The sequence below is a fragment of the Metallosphaera sp. D4-4 genome (assembly GCF_046245145.1).
Taxonomy (GTDB): domain Archaea; phylum Thermoproteota; class Thermoprotei_A; order Sulfolobales; family Sulfolobaceae; genus Metallosphaera; species Metallosphaera sedula.
This window is the reverse complement of the sequence record NZ_CP176412.1, coordinates 465104-482568: the sequence shown is the minus strand read 5'-3', so window position 1 is coordinate 482568 and position 17465 is coordinate 465104. Positions and strand designations below refer to the sequence as shown.

Annotated in this window: 21 protein-coding genes; 9 read left to right on the top strand and 12 right to left on the bottom strand. The window is 44.5% G+C overall.

Annotated elements, in window-relative coordinates:
* A complete protein-coding gene (locus tag ACI49J_RS02735) occupies window positions 1-210 on the top strand; it encodes a DUF5622 domain-containing protein (RefSeq protein ID WP_012021671.1) in 210 nt (69 codons plus the stop codon).
* Here the strand turns inward: ACI49J_RS02735 and ACI49J_RS02730 are convergent, their stop codons facing one another.
* Window positions 211-1257 carry a DUF373 family protein gene (locus ACI49J_RS02730; RefSeq protein WP_240254559.1) on the bottom strand — a complete coding sequence of 349 codons (1047 nt, stop codon included), beginning with the start codon at window positions 1255-1257 and terminating at the stop codon, window positions 211-213.
* The gene (locus ACI49J_RS02725) at window positions 1232-2140 is read right to left on the bottom strand and encodes a coiled-coil protein (protein ID WP_240254561.1); all 909 of its coding nucleotides are present in this window, start codon (window positions 2138-2140) and stop codon (window positions 1232-1234) included. The genes ACI49J_RS02730 and ACI49J_RS02725 overlap by 26 nt, the downstream gene beginning before the upstream one ends.
* Before the next feature lie 471 nt (window positions 2141-2611).
* Here ACI49J_RS02725 and ACI49J_RS02720 point away from each other — a divergent pair, with 471 nt between their 5' ends.
* Together ACI49J_RS02720 and ACI49J_RS02715 are read left to right on the top strand one after the other, a co-directional pair.
* Entirely contained in the window at window positions 2612-2890 is a 279-nt protein-coding gene (locus tag ACI49J_RS02720; protein WP_012021674.1) for a Gar1/Naf1 family protein, read from the top strand.
* Window positions 2891-2896: 6 nt separating this feature from the next.
* A complete protein-coding gene (locus tag ACI49J_RS02715; protein WP_240254562.1) occupies window positions 2897-3781 on the top strand; it encodes a transcription initiation factor IIB family protein in 885 nt (294 codons plus the stop codon).
* A gap of 26 nt (window positions 3782-3807) precedes the next feature.
* Here ACI49J_RS02715 and ACI49J_RS02710 read toward each other — a convergent pair whose 3' ends face one another.
* On the bottom strand, window positions 3808-4557 hold the full coding sequence (locus tag ACI49J_RS02710; protein ID WP_012021676.1) for a metallophosphoesterase: 750 nt from the start codon (window positions 4555-4557) through the stop codon (window positions 3808-3810).
* A 42-nt stretch (window positions 4558-4599) separates the two neighbouring features.
* Between ACI49J_RS02710 and dph5 the strand changes: the two genes are divergently transcribed.
* Together dph5 and ACI49J_RS02700 are read left to right on the top strand one after the other, a co-directional pair.
* A complete protein-coding gene (dph5, locus tag ACI49J_RS02705; RefSeq protein WP_240254563.1) occupies window positions 4600-5364 on the top strand; it encodes a diphthine synthase in 765 nt (254 codons plus the stop codon).
* Window positions 5346-6002, top strand: a complete 657-nt coding sequence (locus ACI49J_RS02700; protein ID WP_240254650.1) for a cytidylyltransferase family protein — start codon at window positions 5346-5348, stop codon at window positions 6000-6002. The genes dph5 and ACI49J_RS02700 overlap by 19 nt, the downstream gene beginning before the upstream one ends.
* On the opposite strand, the gene ACI49J_RS02695 is transcribed toward ACI49J_RS02700, so the two are convergent.
* From ACI49J_RS02695 to cutA, 5 genes are all read right to left on the bottom strand, one after another.
* Entirely contained in the window at window positions 5993-6556 is a 564-nt protein-coding gene (locus ACI49J_RS02695; protein WP_048060346.1) for a DUF120 domain-containing protein, read from the bottom strand. The genes ACI49J_RS02700 and ACI49J_RS02695 overlap by 10 nt on opposite strands.
* A gap of 86 nt (window positions 6557-6642) precedes the next feature.
* Window positions 6643-7737 carry a 4-demethylwyosine synthase TYW1 gene (gene twy1, locus ACI49J_RS02690; protein WP_240254564.1) on the bottom strand — a complete coding sequence of 365 codons (1095 nt, stop codon included), beginning with the start codon at window positions 7735-7737 and terminating at the stop codon, window positions 6643-6645.
* Between the two features lie 60 nt (window positions 7738-7797).
* Window positions 7798-9213, bottom strand: coding sequence for an Asp-tRNA(Asn)/Glu-tRNA(Gln) amidotransferase subunit GatA (gene gatA, locus ACI49J_RS02685; protein WP_240254565.1), 1416 nt, complete (start codon window positions 9211-9213; stop codon window positions 7798-7800).
* Between the two features lies 1 nt (window position 9214).
* Window positions 9215-9508, bottom strand: coding sequence for an Asp-tRNA(Asn) amidotransferase subunit GatC (gatC, locus tag ACI49J_RS02680; RefSeq protein WP_240254566.1), 294 nt, complete (start codon window positions 9506-9508; stop codon window positions 9215-9217).
* Window positions 9505-9828, bottom strand: a complete 324-nt coding sequence (gene cutA, locus ACI49J_RS02675) for a divalent-cation tolerance protein CutA (RefSeq protein WP_012021683.1) — start codon at window positions 9826-9828, stop codon at window positions 9505-9507. Before cutA ends, gatC begins: the two co-directional genes overlap by 4 nt.
* 35 nt (window positions 9829-9863) lie before the next feature.
* Between cutA and ACI49J_RS02670 the strand changes: the two genes are divergently transcribed.
* Window positions 9864-10226, top strand: coding sequence for a hypothetical protein (locus ACI49J_RS02670; RefSeq protein ID WP_240254567.1), 363 nt, complete (start codon window positions 9864-9866; stop codon window positions 10224-10226).
* Window positions 10186-11802 carry a DEAD/DEAH box helicase gene (locus tag ACI49J_RS02665; protein WP_240254568.1) on the top strand — a complete coding sequence of 539 codons (1617 nt, stop codon included), beginning with the start codon at window positions 10186-10188 and terminating at the stop codon, window positions 11800-11802. The genes ACI49J_RS02670 and ACI49J_RS02665 overlap by 41 nt, the downstream gene beginning before the upstream one ends.
* On the opposite strand, the gene ACI49J_RS02660 is transcribed toward ACI49J_RS02665, so the two are convergent.
* Window positions 11778-12242, bottom strand: coding sequence for a hypothetical protein (locus ACI49J_RS02660; RefSeq protein WP_240254570.1), 465 nt, complete (start codon window positions 12240-12242; stop codon window positions 11778-11780). The two genes, ACI49J_RS02665 and ACI49J_RS02660, sit on opposite strands and share 25 nt — an antisense overlap.
* 191 nt (window positions 12243-12433) lie before the next feature.
* Here ACI49J_RS02660 and ACI49J_RS02655 point away from each other — a divergent pair, with 191 nt between their 5' ends.
* Window positions 12434-12715, top strand: a complete 282-nt coding sequence (locus ACI49J_RS02655; RefSeq protein ID WP_240254571.1) for a hypothetical protein — start codon at window positions 12434-12436, stop codon at window positions 12713-12715.
* Here the strand turns inward: ACI49J_RS02655 and ACI49J_RS02650 are convergent.
* Window positions 12681-13001: a hypothetical protein gene (locus tag ACI49J_RS02650; protein WP_012021688.1), complete on the bottom strand. Its 321-nt coding sequence runs from the start codon at window positions 12999-13001 to the stop codon at window positions 12681-12683. The genes ACI49J_RS02655 and ACI49J_RS02650 overlap by 35 nt on opposite strands.
* A gap of 109 nt (window positions 13002-13110) precedes the next feature.
* Window positions 13111-13407: a DNA-binding protein Alba gene (albA, locus tag ACI49J_RS02645; RefSeq protein WP_012021689.1), complete on the bottom strand. Its 297-nt coding sequence runs from the start codon at window positions 13405-13407 to the stop codon at window positions 13111-13113.
* Between the two features lie 273 nt (window positions 13408-13680).
* On the opposite strand from albA, the gene rgy reads away from it, so the two are divergent.
* Window positions 13681-17130, top strand: coding sequence for a reverse gyrase (gene rgy, locus ACI49J_RS02640; protein WP_240254572.1), 3450 nt, complete (start codon window positions 13681-13683; stop codon window positions 17128-17130).
* On the opposite strand, the gene ACI49J_RS02635 is transcribed toward rgy, so the two are convergent.
* Window positions 17095-17373, bottom strand: coding sequence for a DNA-binding protein (locus tag ACI49J_RS02635; protein ID WP_342780745.1), 279 nt, complete (start codon window positions 17371-17373; stop codon window positions 17095-17097). The genes rgy and ACI49J_RS02635 overlap by 36 nt on opposite strands.
* Window positions 17374-17465 lie beyond the last annotated feature (92 nt).

Here is a 17465-nt window from a genome sequence, read left to right as displayed (position 1 = left end):
ATGGCACTTAAACACGAAAAATACGTGTACGTTGAACTTGGGAAATCTAGATACGCTAAGTTAAGGGTTCTCAAGAACAGGGATGAAAACAGCCCGGAAAGATACATAGTCCTTAACAAGTTAGTTCCCAAGAAGAGCAGGCACGTGAAAGTTCTAAAGACAGACGACCTCCCACTTGAAGTCAGGGAAAAGTTAAAGGCAATTTCTTAATCATTGTGATCTTAATCTGTTTTTCTCGAAATTGGAAAGAACGAAGTATGTGGCAATTAAAATGAACGAGGAAAGTAGAAGAAGGTAGAATGATTGAATCTGAATTATGTAAGCACCGCTCTCAAGATTTCTAAGTAGCCCAGTAAGCACGAAGTAGGCAAGTATGGATGCAAGTATCTTTAATAGATCGTGCCAAATCCTTATGTCCTTTGATAGAGCTCTAGACAAGAGCTTACCTGAGTATAAAATGATAATAGAAAACGTGAGATACGGTAATATGGCTAGTAAAGTCGATGAGGCAGACCTTATGGAAAGCGGTCCAGCTGTGGAAGCAACTAGATATCCGTTAATTATAGCAAGTACCAGGGAAATGGAGGATAGAATTGCCACAATAACCATGATAGTTGAGTTCTCCCACCATCTCTCTATGGCATCATCTATTCCAAATCCCCTAACTAACATGGCTCCTCCTAGAACCAAAAGTATGGAGGGAAGGACGTAAGCCGTTAGGCCAGCAATTGCCAATATACTTGAAACGAAAAGAATTATTCCAGGAACCCCTAGAAACAGTCTCGAGTACCTGCTTTCCGTTACTAGTCTCTTGAGATATTTCCCAAGCAAGATATATGTCTCCTCCACCCCTCTATGCTGTTCCACTATAACTCTCTCTATTCCCACTATTTTCAGCCTACTTTCGATGACCGGGATAGCCTTTGCGTCCTCAGGGCTATCATAAACTAGGATTGCCTGATCAGGCTTAATAGCTCTAATAACCTCATCAACTTGCTTAGAGAGGACCATTTGAGAATCGAGACCACCTCTTTGTGACCCGGCAACAAATACGATCTCCACATCTTCTCCGTTTGCTTTCATGTCAAGATAAATGTTGAACGCAGTTACCATGGTATTGAAGTCTGAGTCTAGGGCCAAAAATCGCGAGGATTTCTCTATGGCTTCCCTAGCTTTCGCCTCTCCTATAACTGGGGTAGAAACACCGGCCTTACTCAAATCGTCATCTATATCAATGTATATTATCGCCGTCTTCATTATTACCCCGATGATCCCCGTAAAGGGCATATATTTCGTCGAATGACAGCCTTTCTCCTTTCTTCAGTTTCTCCTCTGCAACCTTCTTCCTTTTCTCCATGATCTCGGCAATATTTGCCCTGGAGGTAGTAACTCCCTGTTCCATGGCCTTTCTAGCCTTTATGAGTTCGTCGAGCTCCTTGCTCTTTGCCTCAATTTGTTTCCCTAGTTCATCAATTTCTTTGCTCTTTGCCTCAATTTGTGAGGTTAACTCGTCAAGTTCCTTGGTTAACTTATCCCTTTCGTCCCTTAAACTCTTAAGCGTCTTCCTTTTCTCACTTATCTCTGAAATCAATGATGAAATTTTCTGCCTAATTGTAGCTAACTCTATTCTTTTTGCAAGGAATTCCGCTCTCTCCTCGTTCCCTTTCTCCTTTACCTTTAGGATCTTTTTGGCTTCATTTAGCCTTCTCTCCATATCAGCTATCCTTTGGATCAACTTCTTTTCTTCCTCAAGCGTCAAGGAGGAGGTCTGTATTCTCCATTCGAGGCTCCTTATCCTCTTTTCCAAGATATCTGGGTTCAATCCTTGAGTTTTCTTCATGAGATTCCTAAGTTCCTCAAACTCTTTCCTCATTTCTTTAATGACTTCAAATAATTGCTCTTTTTTCTGCTTTAACTCTTTTAATTCATTTATCCTTGAGGTATATTCCTCAAAAACAGTTTTAAGTTGTAATCTTACAGCCTTAAGCCTCTCTATCTTCTCACTCTTCTTCTGTCTTAGTTTTCTTATCTCCTCAATTGAAGCGTACCTTTTTTCCTTAAGGCTTGAGATTTCATTTCTCACGTCAGATATTTTCTTGTAAATGCTTTCCTCTGTGGCCTCTGCTGGCGGATTGCTCATCAGGGTTACATAAAGAGTACTCCGTTAATAACTTTTCCTAGAATTGTTTTGATGCGATATCTGTTTGGTCAATACCGGAAATGATCTTAAATGGAAGGAGCGCATGATTCGTAATGATCCCATCGAGATGAAAATGTTTAGTCTGCTTGTGGTTTTAGACCTCACGTTTTTAGTTTTTGAAACCTAAACTTGAAGTTCGGTGAGATCAACGAGAGGTGGTAATAAGCACACGGATTGGCGTTTATTAAAATGAAAATATTCTATTAAAACTATTTAATCTAGATATGATTATATATATTAATTGAAAGACAATATTATTTGATATATACTTCAATTATGGTACCCTACTGGAACGTTTATATACAAAAAAGCTTGTAATCCTCATCCCAAGCAGGTATTATCCCAGCGTCAAAATAAGGCGGTATTATCAACTACTACATATAAGTCTAAGATTTGCATCTATCTTAGCTTGTGAGGAGCACAAAAACAATTCCCATAGGAGAATTTGAGTCACTTGTACTAGGTGACAAGTGGCTCATAAGGGCAGATTCAAATTTCGATTACGCCAAGAATGATCCTTCAGGACTAGTTTTACTTGATAAAAACCAGAGGAGAGTTGCCAAGGTGCTAGACGTTCTAGGAAACGTCAGTAAACCATACCTGTTAGCAGAACCCATGGCTTCGATACCCTCAGGAAAAATATTTCTTGAAATCCCACAGCGCAAACACTCTAGGAAAAACAGGAGGTAATATGAAATGATATGCCCCATTTGCGGGGGTACTGAGATAATATATGATGCCGAGCATGGTAACTACGTTTGTGCCAGGGATGGAACTGTAATTGAAGAAAACGTGCCAGATCCTGGCCCTGAGTGGAGAGAGTTCGATGCAGGCGATAGGAACAAGAAGAGAAGGGTAGGAGCTGGGATCACGGATAGGGTACATGACAAAGGATTTTCCACCATTATTGGAGGTGGAAGAGTAAAGGATAAAATGAAGGCAATAAGGCTTCAGAGACTTCAAAATAAGTCAAGGGTTACATCAAAGGACAAGAAACTAGTTACGTATCTATCGATACTCAACAGCGAGGCATCGAAGTTGGGACTACCTGGATACGTTAAGGAGACGGCTGCCGGGGTCATAAAGAAGTTGATCGAATCGGGTCTCGCGAGGAGGATTGATACGTACGCACTAATTGCAGCGACGTTATTCTATGTTAGCAGACTGTACAAGATCCCACTCCAGTTGAATGAGATAAAGAAGCTTTTCAACATAGACTCAAGCGCCTTCTGGAAAGCCTCAACCAGAGTCCAGAACGTTATACAGAAGAGTACGTTCATGTCTAACTTTGGAGGACCTTCTCCACTGGAACACATACCAGATATTGTTAACAGGGCTAAGTTACCTCCGCATGTGGAAACCATGGCCGCAGAAATAGCGTCGATCCTAATAAAGAACGCAATAACCAGCGGGAAGGGCCACTTATCTGTTGCCGCGGCGGCAGTCTACTTGGCCAGCACCATATTGGATCACAAGAAGACCCAGAAAGAACTTGCAGAGGTTCTGAACATCACCGAGGTTACCATAAGAAATAGATACAAGGAGATAGTAAACTCACTTGACGTCGAGGTCAAACTGTGACAACATAGCAGAATAATCCTTTTTCCCTATAGGATGATATTTTTTAAGAGGTTAAGCTCCGGAAACTCCATTATCCCTTCATTCTCCACTATTACGAAGGGTTTTGCTTTTTCTAAGATGGCATGTCTTTTCATCAACGGGCTCATGTAGCCTGAATGAACTAGGGAGATGTCATTACCCGATTGATAACCTCCCAGCGCAGGTAGGGCTATAACATAGGAGTTTCCCGCAATAGGCGAGACAAGGAAGCACTGGAACTTCTTGGCAAACCCAAGCTTGTCCCTTATTGAAATCCTGGGATGTTCATGTCCTATCACGTAAATTTTGCCGTCCTTGGGTTCTATCTCCCTATGTCCGTGAAAAATAAACAGATCCTCGCTCTCTATCTCGTCTAGGAGCTCTATATTGTCGAATTTTTCTGTAACAAGAGAAATATAATTATCGTGATTACCCCTTATCAATTTCACGATAGTCCCGTTCTCTTTCATGTCCTTGAATATCTCTGTGAGATCTTCTTTTTCCTGTCTACCAAGTCCGTTGAATCTATGCTTCATATCACCGTTAATAATTACCTTATTTGTCTTGAATACGTCCAGCGCCCTTCTGTAAATGGATAGAAATCTTTTCTTCTGTATCCTAGGCAAGAATATTCCCTTTGACGCCATCTCCTCCTCGTATCCAATGTGAACATCTGACAGAATGATAGAGTCAAGACGCCTGGAGTAAATCACCGGTAAATCCTCCTCTACTTCCAGGTCCCTGAGTATGCTGACCAAATCCGATACACCCTTATTCCAGCTCTCATCATGCAAAACTAAATGGCAGATATATACTTTGTAGGACTTGGGCTGTCAAAAAGGTTTCTTACTAATGCCTCCCTGGAGGTTCTCAAAAGTTCAGACGTAATTTACGCAGACATTTACACTTCAATTAGTTGTGACATAAATGAAAAAACACTTAGGGAGATTACAGATAAGGAGATTATCCCTGCAACTCGAGAGGTTTTAGAGACAAAGGAAAAAGAGATATATAAACTACTTGACTCAGGGAAAAACGTTGCCATAGCTGTGGTCGGAGACCCCATGATTGCCACAACTCACGTTAGCTTAGCCACAGGTGCCAGGGTCAGGGGACACAGGGTTAACGTTATTCCGGGGGTCTCAGTTCACTGTTACATGATATCTAGGTCAATGCTGTCTTCCTATAAGTTTGGGAAGTCAGTTACGGTTACTTTCCCTGTACTTGATAAGCTTGATTACACACCCTATAGGGTGATAAAGGCCAACAGGGAGCTCGGCCTTCACACAATGGTATACCTAGATTTGAAGGAGACCGGGATAATGACAGCCGATCTTGCACTTAACTACCTCAAGAAAATGGAAAGCGATATTGGGGACAAGGTTATCCTAGATGATGATCTTGTGGTGATCGGCGAGAGGCTTGGATGCCCGGATGAGAGGGTGAGAGCTATGAAAGTTGTGGATGCCCTAAATCAAAAATTTGGGGCTCCTCCACACATTATAATAGTTCCATCCAGAAACCTATATGAGATGGAGGTAGAGGGATTGAAATGCCTGAGCTGAGGGATAGGGTAATAAAATACATTAACGGAATGGAGGAGACGCTAAAACAGGTAAAAGGAGACGAGAGGGTAATTAGTCTCGCAAAACAATACGTTAACGATGCAAAGTATTACCTGGAAAGGGGAGATCTTGAAACGGCGTTGGTAGACGTGGTCTACGCTGAGGGTTTAGTTGACGCCCTTAAGATAGTGGAGGGTGAGGGATCTAAGAAGGTCTTCGTGGGAGGTACCTTCGACATAATTCATCCGGGACATATAGAGTTCCTTAGGAGGGCTGCCTCCCTGGGCAGGGTTTACGTTGCCGTCTCTAGGGACAAGAACGCAGAGAAGGTGAAGGGCAGGAAACCTGTTAATGACGAAAACCAAAGGTTGGAAGTCGTTAAAAGCATCAGGTATGTGTATGAGGCTTTCCTAGGCGATGAAAATGACTTTCTGAAAAGCGTAGAGAGAGTAAAACCAGACATAATCTTTCTTGGGCCAGATCAAAAAGTCGATGAGAAGGCCCTAAAGGAGGAACTCGCAAGGCGCGGTATTTTAGTGGAAGTGGTGAGGTTGGAACACAGGATAAACACGTGGGGTCACAGTAGCACTTCAGCTATCATAAAGGAGATAACGGAGAGATATTGTAATCATGCATAGGCCTGAATAACTACCTCATCCCCATCCTTGATGTTGAGTTCCTTCCTAAGATGATATGGCGATATCACTTCAATAACGCTCTTAGGGTGAACACTCCTGAGCGGAAAGACCACGGCAGCAGGTTTTAGATCGTTCACGGATGCGGGAAATGCCCTAACGGCTCCAAGGACCCTATTCTCCTCCTTGTGCTCTGGAATATTTATTGCCTTAGAGATATCTAGAACGAGTCTGTTCTCCAGAGATATCCTATCATAAATCACGAGGTTAAGGGTTCCAGGATAGGGCTCAAAACCAAGAAACTTCTTGAAAGATTCCATATAGTACGGCATGGACAGGAAGATTCTTCCTTCACCTAAACCTGAAGTAGCCCTTCCCCTTATTTCTAGGACGTGGGACGAAATAATTGTTGCCCTCATCATGGAGAGGCAATCCTCCAGCAATTTCTCTCCATTTTCAGTAACCCTAATAATTTCTCCTTCCTTTGAAAGGGATCTTCTAACCAGGTTCCTTTCCTCTAGCTCCTTGAGCTTTCTTGATACAGATTGCTGGGACATTTTAAGCTCGTCAGCAATCATTTGTTGCGTGACTTCTTTCTGTTGCAGTGACAGGTAAACTATTTTCGCAATTAAACACTCATCACTCATGGTTTCGGACCATCTCCCTCTTCAGTGCACCCCATTTCAGCTTCCCTATACTCCCCGTTAACATCATCCTGCGTATCTTGTGTTCTCCAGTCCCACTTTTCTGTCCACGCATTCCCTATCTGCATGGGTCTATCTATGGTACTCAGGAGAACAATCCTGCTAGGCGCATGCTCTGAGATTATCTTATAGCTAGTGAGCTCCGCCAGTTTCTCCGCAAAGGACCTAACCTCTGAGTGCCTTGGCATTGCATCCTTAGTAAGCCTATAGGTTGATGGACCCACGTGCATGTACGCCTTGACCTCAATGTAGGTTGGCATTGCTATCCTCATTAACTTAGCGAATTCCCTTGCATCATCTTCACTCATGTTCACCTCTTTCATCATCGTCATTCTGATCACCGTAGGTGAGCTGAAGCTGGGCAATATCTCAAGGGTTTTCATTACAAGGTTCCACGAGTTCGCTACAACGGGCCTGTTAATTAGTCTGTGCTTCTCCTCGTTGGGAGCCTGTAGTGATACAAAAAGCTGAGATGGCTCCTCCTCGAGAGAAGCCAACACGTCAGGCCTAACACCACTAGTTACAAGGAATGTGGTTATCCCGCGTTTATGGTATTCCCTAATGAGCTCCCCGATCCTCTCGTATAGCGTGGGTTCGCCGGTCAAGCTTATTGCCACATGAGAAGGTTTCATCGCCTCCAATGCCTTACTGTTCTCAACTCCTTCCCTTCCAAGATACCCAGAAACCGATCTCCTGTGCTCCTCAATGGACCTCTCTACAATGTACTCTGGATCATCCATGTAAGGCATCTTAGTTTCGTCCCAGTCTAATCCCACATCCTCTGGTTCCAATCTCCAGCAATGTATACACCTGAACCAGCACCACATGCTTACTGGGGTCATCTGAACGCATCTGTGACTCTCTATTCCGTAAAACTTACCCTTGTAGCAATATCTTCCACTGGTAAGTGCCTCATGGGTCCAATGACACTTCTTATAGGCACTATGGCCACCAATGAGATGATATCTCTCTTTCTCCATCTCCTCACGTATTTTAGAGAGCGTGTCAATCCTGAAACTGCCTTTAACCGCCATTAATTATACCAAAACAGTTTACTCGACAAGTTTAAAATGCTTAGCTATGGGACGCGAACCCTAGATAGGTGCAGTTAGATCTTTCAATTTGGTTATATTTTCCATGTAAAGCGAGACTCCCATTAGGAAGGTATCAGAGAGATATCTCCCCATGAGCTGGATACCCACTGGCAACCCGTTATAGAATCCAGCGGGTATTGATAGTGCAGGTATGGCAGCCAGGTTCGCCGTCACGGTAGCCACATCCATCGCGTACATTTTCACTGGGTCATCTATTACCTCTCCAATCTTTGGTGGAAGTATTGGGGAGGTTGGCGAAATCAGTATGTCATATCTACTGAACAATTTCTCCAGCGAATCTCTTATTAACCTCCTAGTTTTCAATGCCCTAATGTAAAATTGTTCGTAATATCCAGCGCTCAGAATAAAGGATCCCAGCAATATTCTTCGCTTGACCTCTTTTCCAAATCCCTCACCCCTGTTCCTGCTATACACATCCCTCCAATTTCCCTCAGCATTAGACGAGTAACCATATCTAACACCGTCATATCTAGCTAGGTTAGAGCTAGCCTCTGACATAGCAATTATGTAGTAGGTGGGAAGTACGTAATTCACCATTCCTAGATTGGTTTCCTCTATGACTGCCCCCTCAGATGACATCTTATTAAGGAAATCCTTCACCACTCCAACAACACCTGGATCCGAGGCCTCCATTACGTCCTTAAGCACTCCAACCTTTATCCCCTTGACCGCTATGGGGTTAATAGAGGAGGGAGGAGAGTAATCTATGGTTGTAGCATCTTTCTGATCACTGCCAGCTATGATCGAGAAGAGTAACGCCAAATCAGTCGAATTTCTCGCCATGGGACCTATCTGCTCCAGGCTGTTAGCATATGCCACTAGCCCATACCTGCTCACTGTTCCGTAAGAAGGCTTTAATCCGTACGTGGAAGTGAAAGAGGCTGGAGTCCTTATGGAACCGCCGGTATCAGATCCTAGGGCAACATCCACATAACCTGAAGCTAATGCGCTCCCACTTCCTCCGGAGGACCCTCCAGGTGTCCTGGACAAATCCCAAGGATTTCTAGTTGGGCCAAAATAACTTGTCTCTGTAGTTGAGCCCATGGCGAACTCATCCATGTTGGTTTTACCTAGTATCACAGCCCCCTCTCTTTTCAGCTTTGAGATTATAGTGGCGTCGTATGGGGGGATGTAATTCTCAAGCATCTTGGATGAGCAGGTGGTTCTTATCCCCCTAGTTGAGATATTGTCCTTCACCGCTACCAGTAATCCGGAAAGCCTACCTCCTCCCTTTATGGCTTTCTTTACCTCCTCTAGCACATCTTTCTCATCCCTGAGCGTGACGAATGCCCTAACTTTCTCCTCTACCCTTCTAATCCTATCAAAGGTTCTACCCACGTACTCGTCTGGGGATAGATTTCCATTCCTCAGGTCATTTACCATCTCCATTATCATGTTACCCACCGATGGTGCTAGGACCTATAATGTAACCGTCCTTTTTCTTGGGCACATTAGCTAGGGCGTCGTCCCTGGAGAGGGGTTGGGCCGGCTCATCCGGTCTCAGTTTACCTGTGGAGAGCGGATGGAACATGGGCTCCACGCCCTCAAGGGTTAGTTCATCTATCTTGTTGAAGAAATCAAGGATCTTAGCCAAATCCCTCATGAATTCCTGCCTTTCCTGGTCTGTTAGGGAGATCAAGGCCAGCTTCTCAAGTTTCCTCATAAGTTCTTCGTCAACTTGAACCTTCACTTGGAAACACTCTCATCTATCCAGTCCAGATATAACTTAAAACCATTCTTTATATCCAAGGCTAGAATCTCCGGAACTTTATAGGGGTGAAGTTCCTTGAGTCTATTCATTAGCTCGTCTAGTCTGTCAGAGTTGGTCTTTATTAGTGCCAGAACCTCGCTATCCTCTGTAACCTTCCCCTCCCATCTGTAAATGGAGACTAAGCCTGGAACTAGGTTAACGCATGCTGCTAACTTTTCCTCAACCAAGGTCCTGGCAATTCTTTTTCCTTCCTCCATGCCTGGTAATGTACTGATCACAAGGACATACTTTCCGGTCATGGCAAAATATTAGTTAGATTTCAGAAATAAATGTAATGAGACCAGCCGAGGTGCCCTTTCAAGCTGAAGGAATTATGGACGCAGTAAATCTTGGAATATCTGAGGCCACTTACCTTGGGGCAGAATTCGTTGGATTAACGTTGGACAACGGCGTAGGCTTGATATTAAGGGTAAGTCCTGACGAAAATATTACGAAGATCTTAGTCATGAGTGAGGGAGAACTGCCATTACCTCTCTTGGGTATATTCGTGAGATTTGACGGGAAGGCATACAATGTATACGTTGCCGATAAACCTGAAAAGCTCAACGAGGTAATTGGAGTTAACAGGAAAGTGGTCTTTGTGGAAGTGATATCTGGTGCCCTCGAAGACTTTCTACGTGAAGCCCTACAGCAATGAGATACTGGAGAGGCTGATTTCGTTTTCCAGATTTCTAGGTGAGGATGAGGAAGGCGGGAAGTTTGAAATCGACCCAGAGAGAGCCAGGTTGAACGCTGTAACCCTAGAACAGATGAAGAAGGTTCTAGGGGAGCTTGGAGTGGAGCTTGACCCGGAGACCCTCAATTTCCTGGAGACCGAAATGGGAGGTTATGACGTAGTTTTCGAGCTAAAGGGTAGCAAATTAGTGATCAGGGCCAGGACTAGGATATCGGAGATCTTGAGAAAATACAGGATAAGCATACCCTATGATCCTGCGGAGAGGGTTTACAGGACTAAGCCGTTCTACTATCACTTGCTCAGGAGAATCTTGGAGAATGAGGGATTAAGGGTTAAGAGACTGGACTTAATCAGGGAACGCTTTTCCCTGAGCTTGTCGGTTAATCTGAGAGAGTATCAGCTTGAGGCAGTTAGAGCCTGGAAAGATAACGGCTACAGGGGCGTTATTGCCCTTCCCACGGGTGCTGGAAAAACTCTCATAGGTGTACAGGGGATCACTATACTGGGCCTGCCCACCCTAATTGTAACGTTTACTAACGAGCAGTTAAGGCAATGGGAGGAGACTATAAAGAGGTTCACAAAGGGAGATGTAGAGGTTGGCCTATACTATAGCCGAAAAAAGCATCTTGCCCCCATCACAATCACCACATATCAGACCGCAATCAAGCATATGGATGAACTCTCATCTTTTCTATTCCTAATAATAGACGAGGCTCACCATCTTCCAGCGGAGAAGTTCAGGGAGATAGCCTTATCCTGCGTCGCCCCTTACAGAATGGCCCTCTCGGCAACGCCGTATAGGTCAGATGGTAAGCATGTGGAACTGTTCAGGCTGATGGGGGGCCTGGTTTATCAGAGAGGAGTTGAGGAACTTGTTGCGCAGGGCTACCTTGCTCAGTTCAGGGTTCTGAGGATCAAGATACCCCTTACCCTTGAGGAGAAGGCGGAATATGATAACCTAACAAGAAAGTTCAGGTCACTATCTGAGGGAAGGCCAGTCCTAGAGATAGTGAAGAGGGCAAAGGAGGGAGACGTAAAGGCCATGGAGGCTCTAAAGGTATACAGCAGGATAAGGTACCTAATAGGTCTAACGAAGGGGAAGTTGTCCAAGATTAGGGAGATCGTTGAAAAAGAAAAGGGTAGAAAGGTTGTAATATTCACCCAGTACGTGGAACATGCAGAGCTTATATCGAAGTTAATTGGGGGGTACATACTCACCGGTCAGATGCCCAAAAGGGAAAGAGAGCTAGTTTTAGAGAAGTTCAAGCAGAGCAACTCAGGCGTTCTGGTTTTGACGACTGTGGGAGATGAAGGGTTAGATATTCCCGATGCAAGTGTGGGAATTGTGGTAGCTGGGACTTCCTCCAAGAGGCAGTACATACAGAGGCTGGGTAGACTTCTCAGGAATAATTCTGGGAATAAGGTAGCAACGTTATACGAACTCATTGCTAAGGGAACATCAGAGGAATATCAATCCAAGAAGAGGAGGTCTACGTCCTTGGAGGACCTATTTTACTCACTAGAAGACAAGAAATAGGTAAGAGAGTGGGCTAGTGCCAGTAGTAGAGTTCTATCATCGCTTAGGTAAATCTCCTTTCCCCTCGAGGAGATTAAGGGGTATCCCCGCACAGTTACTATGGGAACTCCGGGAGAGAAGGCCACCTTAAACCTGGATTTACTAAGGAGTTCCCTTGCAGTAAAGCCTGGCAGAAACTCGTGGCTAAGGATCTCCAGTTCGCCTTCCACCTCAACTACGGGCTCCACCATTCTGACGTTATCTCCCACTCTCACAGCATCTACCCAGATAGGGGTTGTTATTGTATGGGTACACTCGTCAGAGATCACAGAAAGAGGTGAGAACACCTGAGATCTCCCTCTAACAAATACGGTAACGGGTTTAACCACTATCAGGTCCCCGGTACGCAGTAGGTTTACCTCGTGGGGTCTGCATATCTTCCCTTCGAGAATGTATGGCATACATAAAACCTCAAGTGGGTAAATAAAACGGCAATGATATAACTTGTAAGGCCTGACAGTGATGAGCAACCAGGCTTTGAGCCTTATTTAGTATCTAACTCAACAGGGCATAGAAGTAAAGGACAAGAGGACGAAGTACATGAATTAGCGAATTAGTTTAACATTTAATTCCTTACGTACATCACGGAACCATGAGATGGTTAAAGAAGAGGGATGCAGTAATCTATTTTTTGTTATGGAAGAAATTCAGGAATACGGGATTCACCCTCCTCGAGGCCTACTCTTATCTAGATCCTTATTTCTCCAAGAAAATAACAAAGTCCACTATAAGATACATGTCTAGGGTTGGCCTCCTAATAACCAAGGAAAACCAAATGTACCTACTACCATTGGAGGAATATCTAGAGTTGATTTCTTTGCCGTATCTGAAGAGGAGGGCTACTCTTCGTCATAGAATTCAAGGATCACCTTGACCTTGACTTCCTGCTTTGATAGAGGAGGAATCTTATCGCCGAAGTCAACTCCTATGGCCACAGGATTTCCCATGGAGTCGTTAAATCTAACTTCTGCAACGTAATGCTTTGAGGGACCACTGCTCATCATGTTCATGAGCTCTGAGTATATCCTGGAGATCGCCATCTGAAATGCTATTGGACTGGAAAGGTCTTCCGGCCTGAGCTGTATTGAGGCCAGGTTTCCCATTACTTCACCGATCTTCGCCTTTGCTTCAAATTCAACTCTATGTGTAGGTTGACTCATGTTTATCCTAATAGTAAGATCATTACTGGTCTATTAAATATATGCCAACATATGCTCGTCGGCTAAAATAGAATCTCTGGAACGGTGTAAAAAAGCGCCATCTAACCGTTTATGCCTTTTTCTTTATGCTTATCTCGATAGTAGATACCCTAGATTGCCTACCGTCCTGGCTTGTTACCACTTGGCTGCCTACGCCTATGGCTCTGATCTCGATCTTGTCTGGAAGGAATCTGTTCCTGACTATTTCCACAGTATCCACAGCTTTGCTTATTGCCCTTCCTCTAGCCTTTATTATGATCTCTGGAACGCCTTGGTTCAGCAGAGTTAAGGCAGCTAGGACGTAGTTCATTACTGGCTTTTTACCTACAAGGACTACGTTACTTGGAGTAGGAGATGTTCCGCTCATTTTATTCACCTATGTGCGAATCATAACCTTATCGTAAGTTTAAAAAGTTAATCGGACGCACGTCTTGAGGATTTTATTATAACACAATATAAAATCCTTTTACAAAGATTTTCTAAATTAGAGTCATGACAGGGTAGATTTCTAGGGGAATTGACCTCAGTATCATTCGCTCAAGTACTTCAGCGCCACTCTAGTTGGAAACTGCCAGTCCGCGTTTTGGTAACATCTGGTGTCCTATCTTATAAATCCCTTCCCTTTCCAAGGTAGGAATTAATGATAACTTCAGTGTTCCATAGCTCTTGTCCCAATTGTCAAGGACCTCTCGAAGATTACAGAGCTCTGGCAGGCTTACCTTGTACTTCGTGTATGCCCGGAAGTGTGGATTCGTTCAAGGATTTGCCTCAGGAGGAAAAGATAAAGGTAGTGTACAATATCCTAGTTAATAACGGAAAACTGGGGAAGTATTGGGAGCTCTACTACACCACGGAGATGTATAATGAGATTATCAATTATTTTAAACAAGTTACAGGGAACGAACCTTGGTCGTTGCAGAGGCTTTGGTTGAGGCGATTGGGGGAAAGGGAAAACTTCTCGCTATCTGCACCCACGGGGATGGGGAAGACCACTACCCTGATCACCTATTCGACTTACCTTTCAAAGGGAGTTCTTTACATCGTTCCCACCAAGTCCCTACAGGAGCAGATATGTTCCAAGATTGGGGCAATCTCAAGCGTTTCCTGTGGGAAAGTTGACCCAAACACCATTTCAGTACTTACCGTAAGTTACGTCAACAAGAACTATGAACACATGAAAGATTATAGGCCAAATTTCATAGCAGTTGACGATGCGGATGCCATAATCAAGAGCGGAAAGACCACAGATAAACTAGTGGAGCTAATGGGAATTCCCAAAGACGTGTATGAGGACGCAATGAGGCTGGTAAGACTTAGACGCATGCTTTACCTGAAGGATAACAAGGATGAGATAGTGGAGAAGATAGCACTTCTAGAGAGAAAGATACAGAGTTTCACGGGCATTATTGCTCAGTTAGTTGTTGCCAGTGCAACGCTTAGACCTAAGGGAGTGAAACAGAAGGCATTGAGACATATCTCAGGCTTCGACATTTCCACAGCTCAGACGTATGCCAGAAATATAGTGGACTCGTTCACCTTCTCGAGCCTAGAGGAAGTGGTACAGAAGCTTGGACCCGGAGGTCTCATCTTGGTTTCCAGGGAGTACGGAAAGGAGAAAATGAAGGAGATCAAGGAGTCACTCACCTCCCTGAACTTTAGGGTAGAGTTGGCGGTAAGTGGTAGGAAATTCCTTCAGGATTTCTCGGATGGAAAGACGGACATCCTAGTGGGTTCGGCATCGTATTACGGCGTGGCTGTGAGGGGGATAGATGAACCGAAAAGGCTGAAATATGTCCTATTTTACGGAGTACCGAAATCTAGGACTAGGGCAGAGGAATCCGTAAAGAACCCCTTCACTCTCTTGAGGGTCTCCAGACTCCTGGGAATCCAGGTTCCAGAGGAGGAAATATTAGGCCTGTCCCCTGCCGAGGCTCAGGCCATAAAGATTGCGATGATCACTGGTCAGCCTTTGGAGGGAAGGCTGGGCGCACTCCTAGAGAAAATGAAGGTTCTTGTAGAGGAGGCACAGGAAGCTCTTAGAAAGGTAAATGGAACCATTACAGGAGAGACTTTTCAGATCTCTAGGAAGGGAAGGGAAGTTTTCATAGAGTATCCCGATATAATAACTTACCTCCAGGGGTCTGGAAGGAGTAGCAGGCTTCTAAATGGAGGTTTAACGCAAGGCTTAAGCGTTATCTTGGTGGATGATCAAGTTATATTTGAACTATTCAAGAGGAAAATGAACTTCCTAATCCCTGGATTCGCCCCAGTGAACTTCGAAGCACTTGAGTTGGACAAGGTAAAGGAGGAGATTGAAAGGACCAGAAGGGAAGGAGGAAACAAGGTTGAGATTAAAACGGGGCTTCTCGTGGTCGAGTCTCCCACAAAAGCTAAGACTATCTCCAGACTCTTTGGGTTCCCAGCCCGCAGAAGCGTGGGAGGAGTTCCGGTATACGAAACAGTGATAGTAGAAGGGAACAAGGTGTATATCCTAGATGTTATGGCCACTAAGGGCCACATGACTGACCTCACGCTGGAGGAGAAGGGATACTATGGAGTCGAAATCAAGGGAGACAGGATCAGCCCTCTCTACTCCCACATCTATAGGTGTACCAGTTGTAAAAGATCGGTTAGCAAGGAAGTGGAGACTTGCCCGTATTGCGGATCCAACCTGATCTCGTCCTCTCTCTCAACCATCAACGCCATGAGAAAGCTAGCCCTAGAAGTAGACCAGATATTCATTGCTACCGATCCGGATACCGAAGGCGAGAAAATCGCCTATGACGTTGCAGTTAATGTATCCCCATATAACCCCAATATCACGAGGATAAAGTATCACGAGGTAACCAGGAGCGGTATAGTGGAGGCATTGAGGTCAGGTTCCACCCTGGACATGAACACCGTTAACAGCCAGATAGTTAGAAGGATAGAGGATAGATGGATAGGATTCGAACTAAGTAAATTGCTAAAGCTTCGGTTCGGAGACAGGAATCACGGTGCAGGTAGGGTGCAAACTCCAGTCCTAGGTTGGATAGTGAAAAGGACCACGGAGTATAAGCAGAGAATGGGATGGATACTTAACGTTAAGATAGGGAACTATGTATACAGGGAATTTCACAGGGAGAAGCCCAATATTCTGGATAGTACCGTGGAGGTTGAGGTATTGGAGGAAAGGGAGGAGACATTACTGCCACCTCCTCCTTTCTCCACGGACGATTTGTTAATAGATGCGTATAGGTGGTACAGGATCCCAGCGGAGAGGGTCATGAGGCTGGCCCAGGATCTCTTCGAAAGCGGTCTTATCACCTATCACAGAACCGATAGCCATCACGTGTCTGGCAAGGGAATGGAAATAGCCAAGGAATACCTAGAGAAGGTGAACTTATCTCAAGAGTATCAGCCTAGGGGATGGGGCAATGAGGGAACGCATGAGGCCATAAGGCCGACCCGGCCCTTAGATCTGGACTCACTTAAGAGGGAGATTGCCGAGAACCCAACCATGCTTTCAGTGAAGTTCACCTGGGCCCACTTTGCGCTTTATGACATGATATTCAGGAGATTTATGGCCAGTCAAATGCGTGAGTCGAAGGGAACTATACGGAAATTCAGGATGAAGTTAGGGGAAGGTACCTGGGAAGTGGAGCTATTGGTGAGGATGAGTGGCGGTTTCTCTAACCTCTACACCTACAGGTTATACGACGTACCTGTGGGAAAGGTGAACGCTGAGATCAACGTAGTTAGGGGATCAGATGTGAAGCTGTTGACCTATGCCGACGTAATTAAGGACATGAAGGAGAAGAGGATAGGAAGGCCCAGCACCTATGCCAAGACTATCCAGTCGCTTCTAAGACATGGATATGTAATAGAAAGTAAGAGGAAAGCAGTCCTCGTGGCAACAAAGAAGGGGATAAACGCCTATGAGTTCCTGTCTAAGTTCCCAGATCTTACCTCAGAGGAGGTTACCGCAGATTTACTCTCCAAGATGGATGCAATATCTTCGGGGAGCTTGGAGCCAACCACAGTCCTACTCCCGGTTCTCCGTGAGCTACAGGGTCTAGAAACTCTTCCTAAGTCTGAACAGGAGATATGATATCCTTCTCTTATCCTTAAACTCGCTACCTATGCTAACATCAACAAGAACTACGCCATCACCAAGTTTCTCCTTCAGGACATTATATACATCCACTGTCCTATCTATCTCCCTGCCGTAACCCTTGAGTTCCACATCCTTAACCCCCTGATTAAATGAGGAGATTATGTCTAATACCTGTTCCTCTATGGGCTTATTTCTGCTTACTACGAACTGATTACCTCTTTCCATTAGGACTTTCACTACATTCATGAACCGCGATTGAAAAATAAATCTATTGATCGTACATTCAATTCCTGCATCAGTAACACGGGCCAGTATCATCAAGTCATATT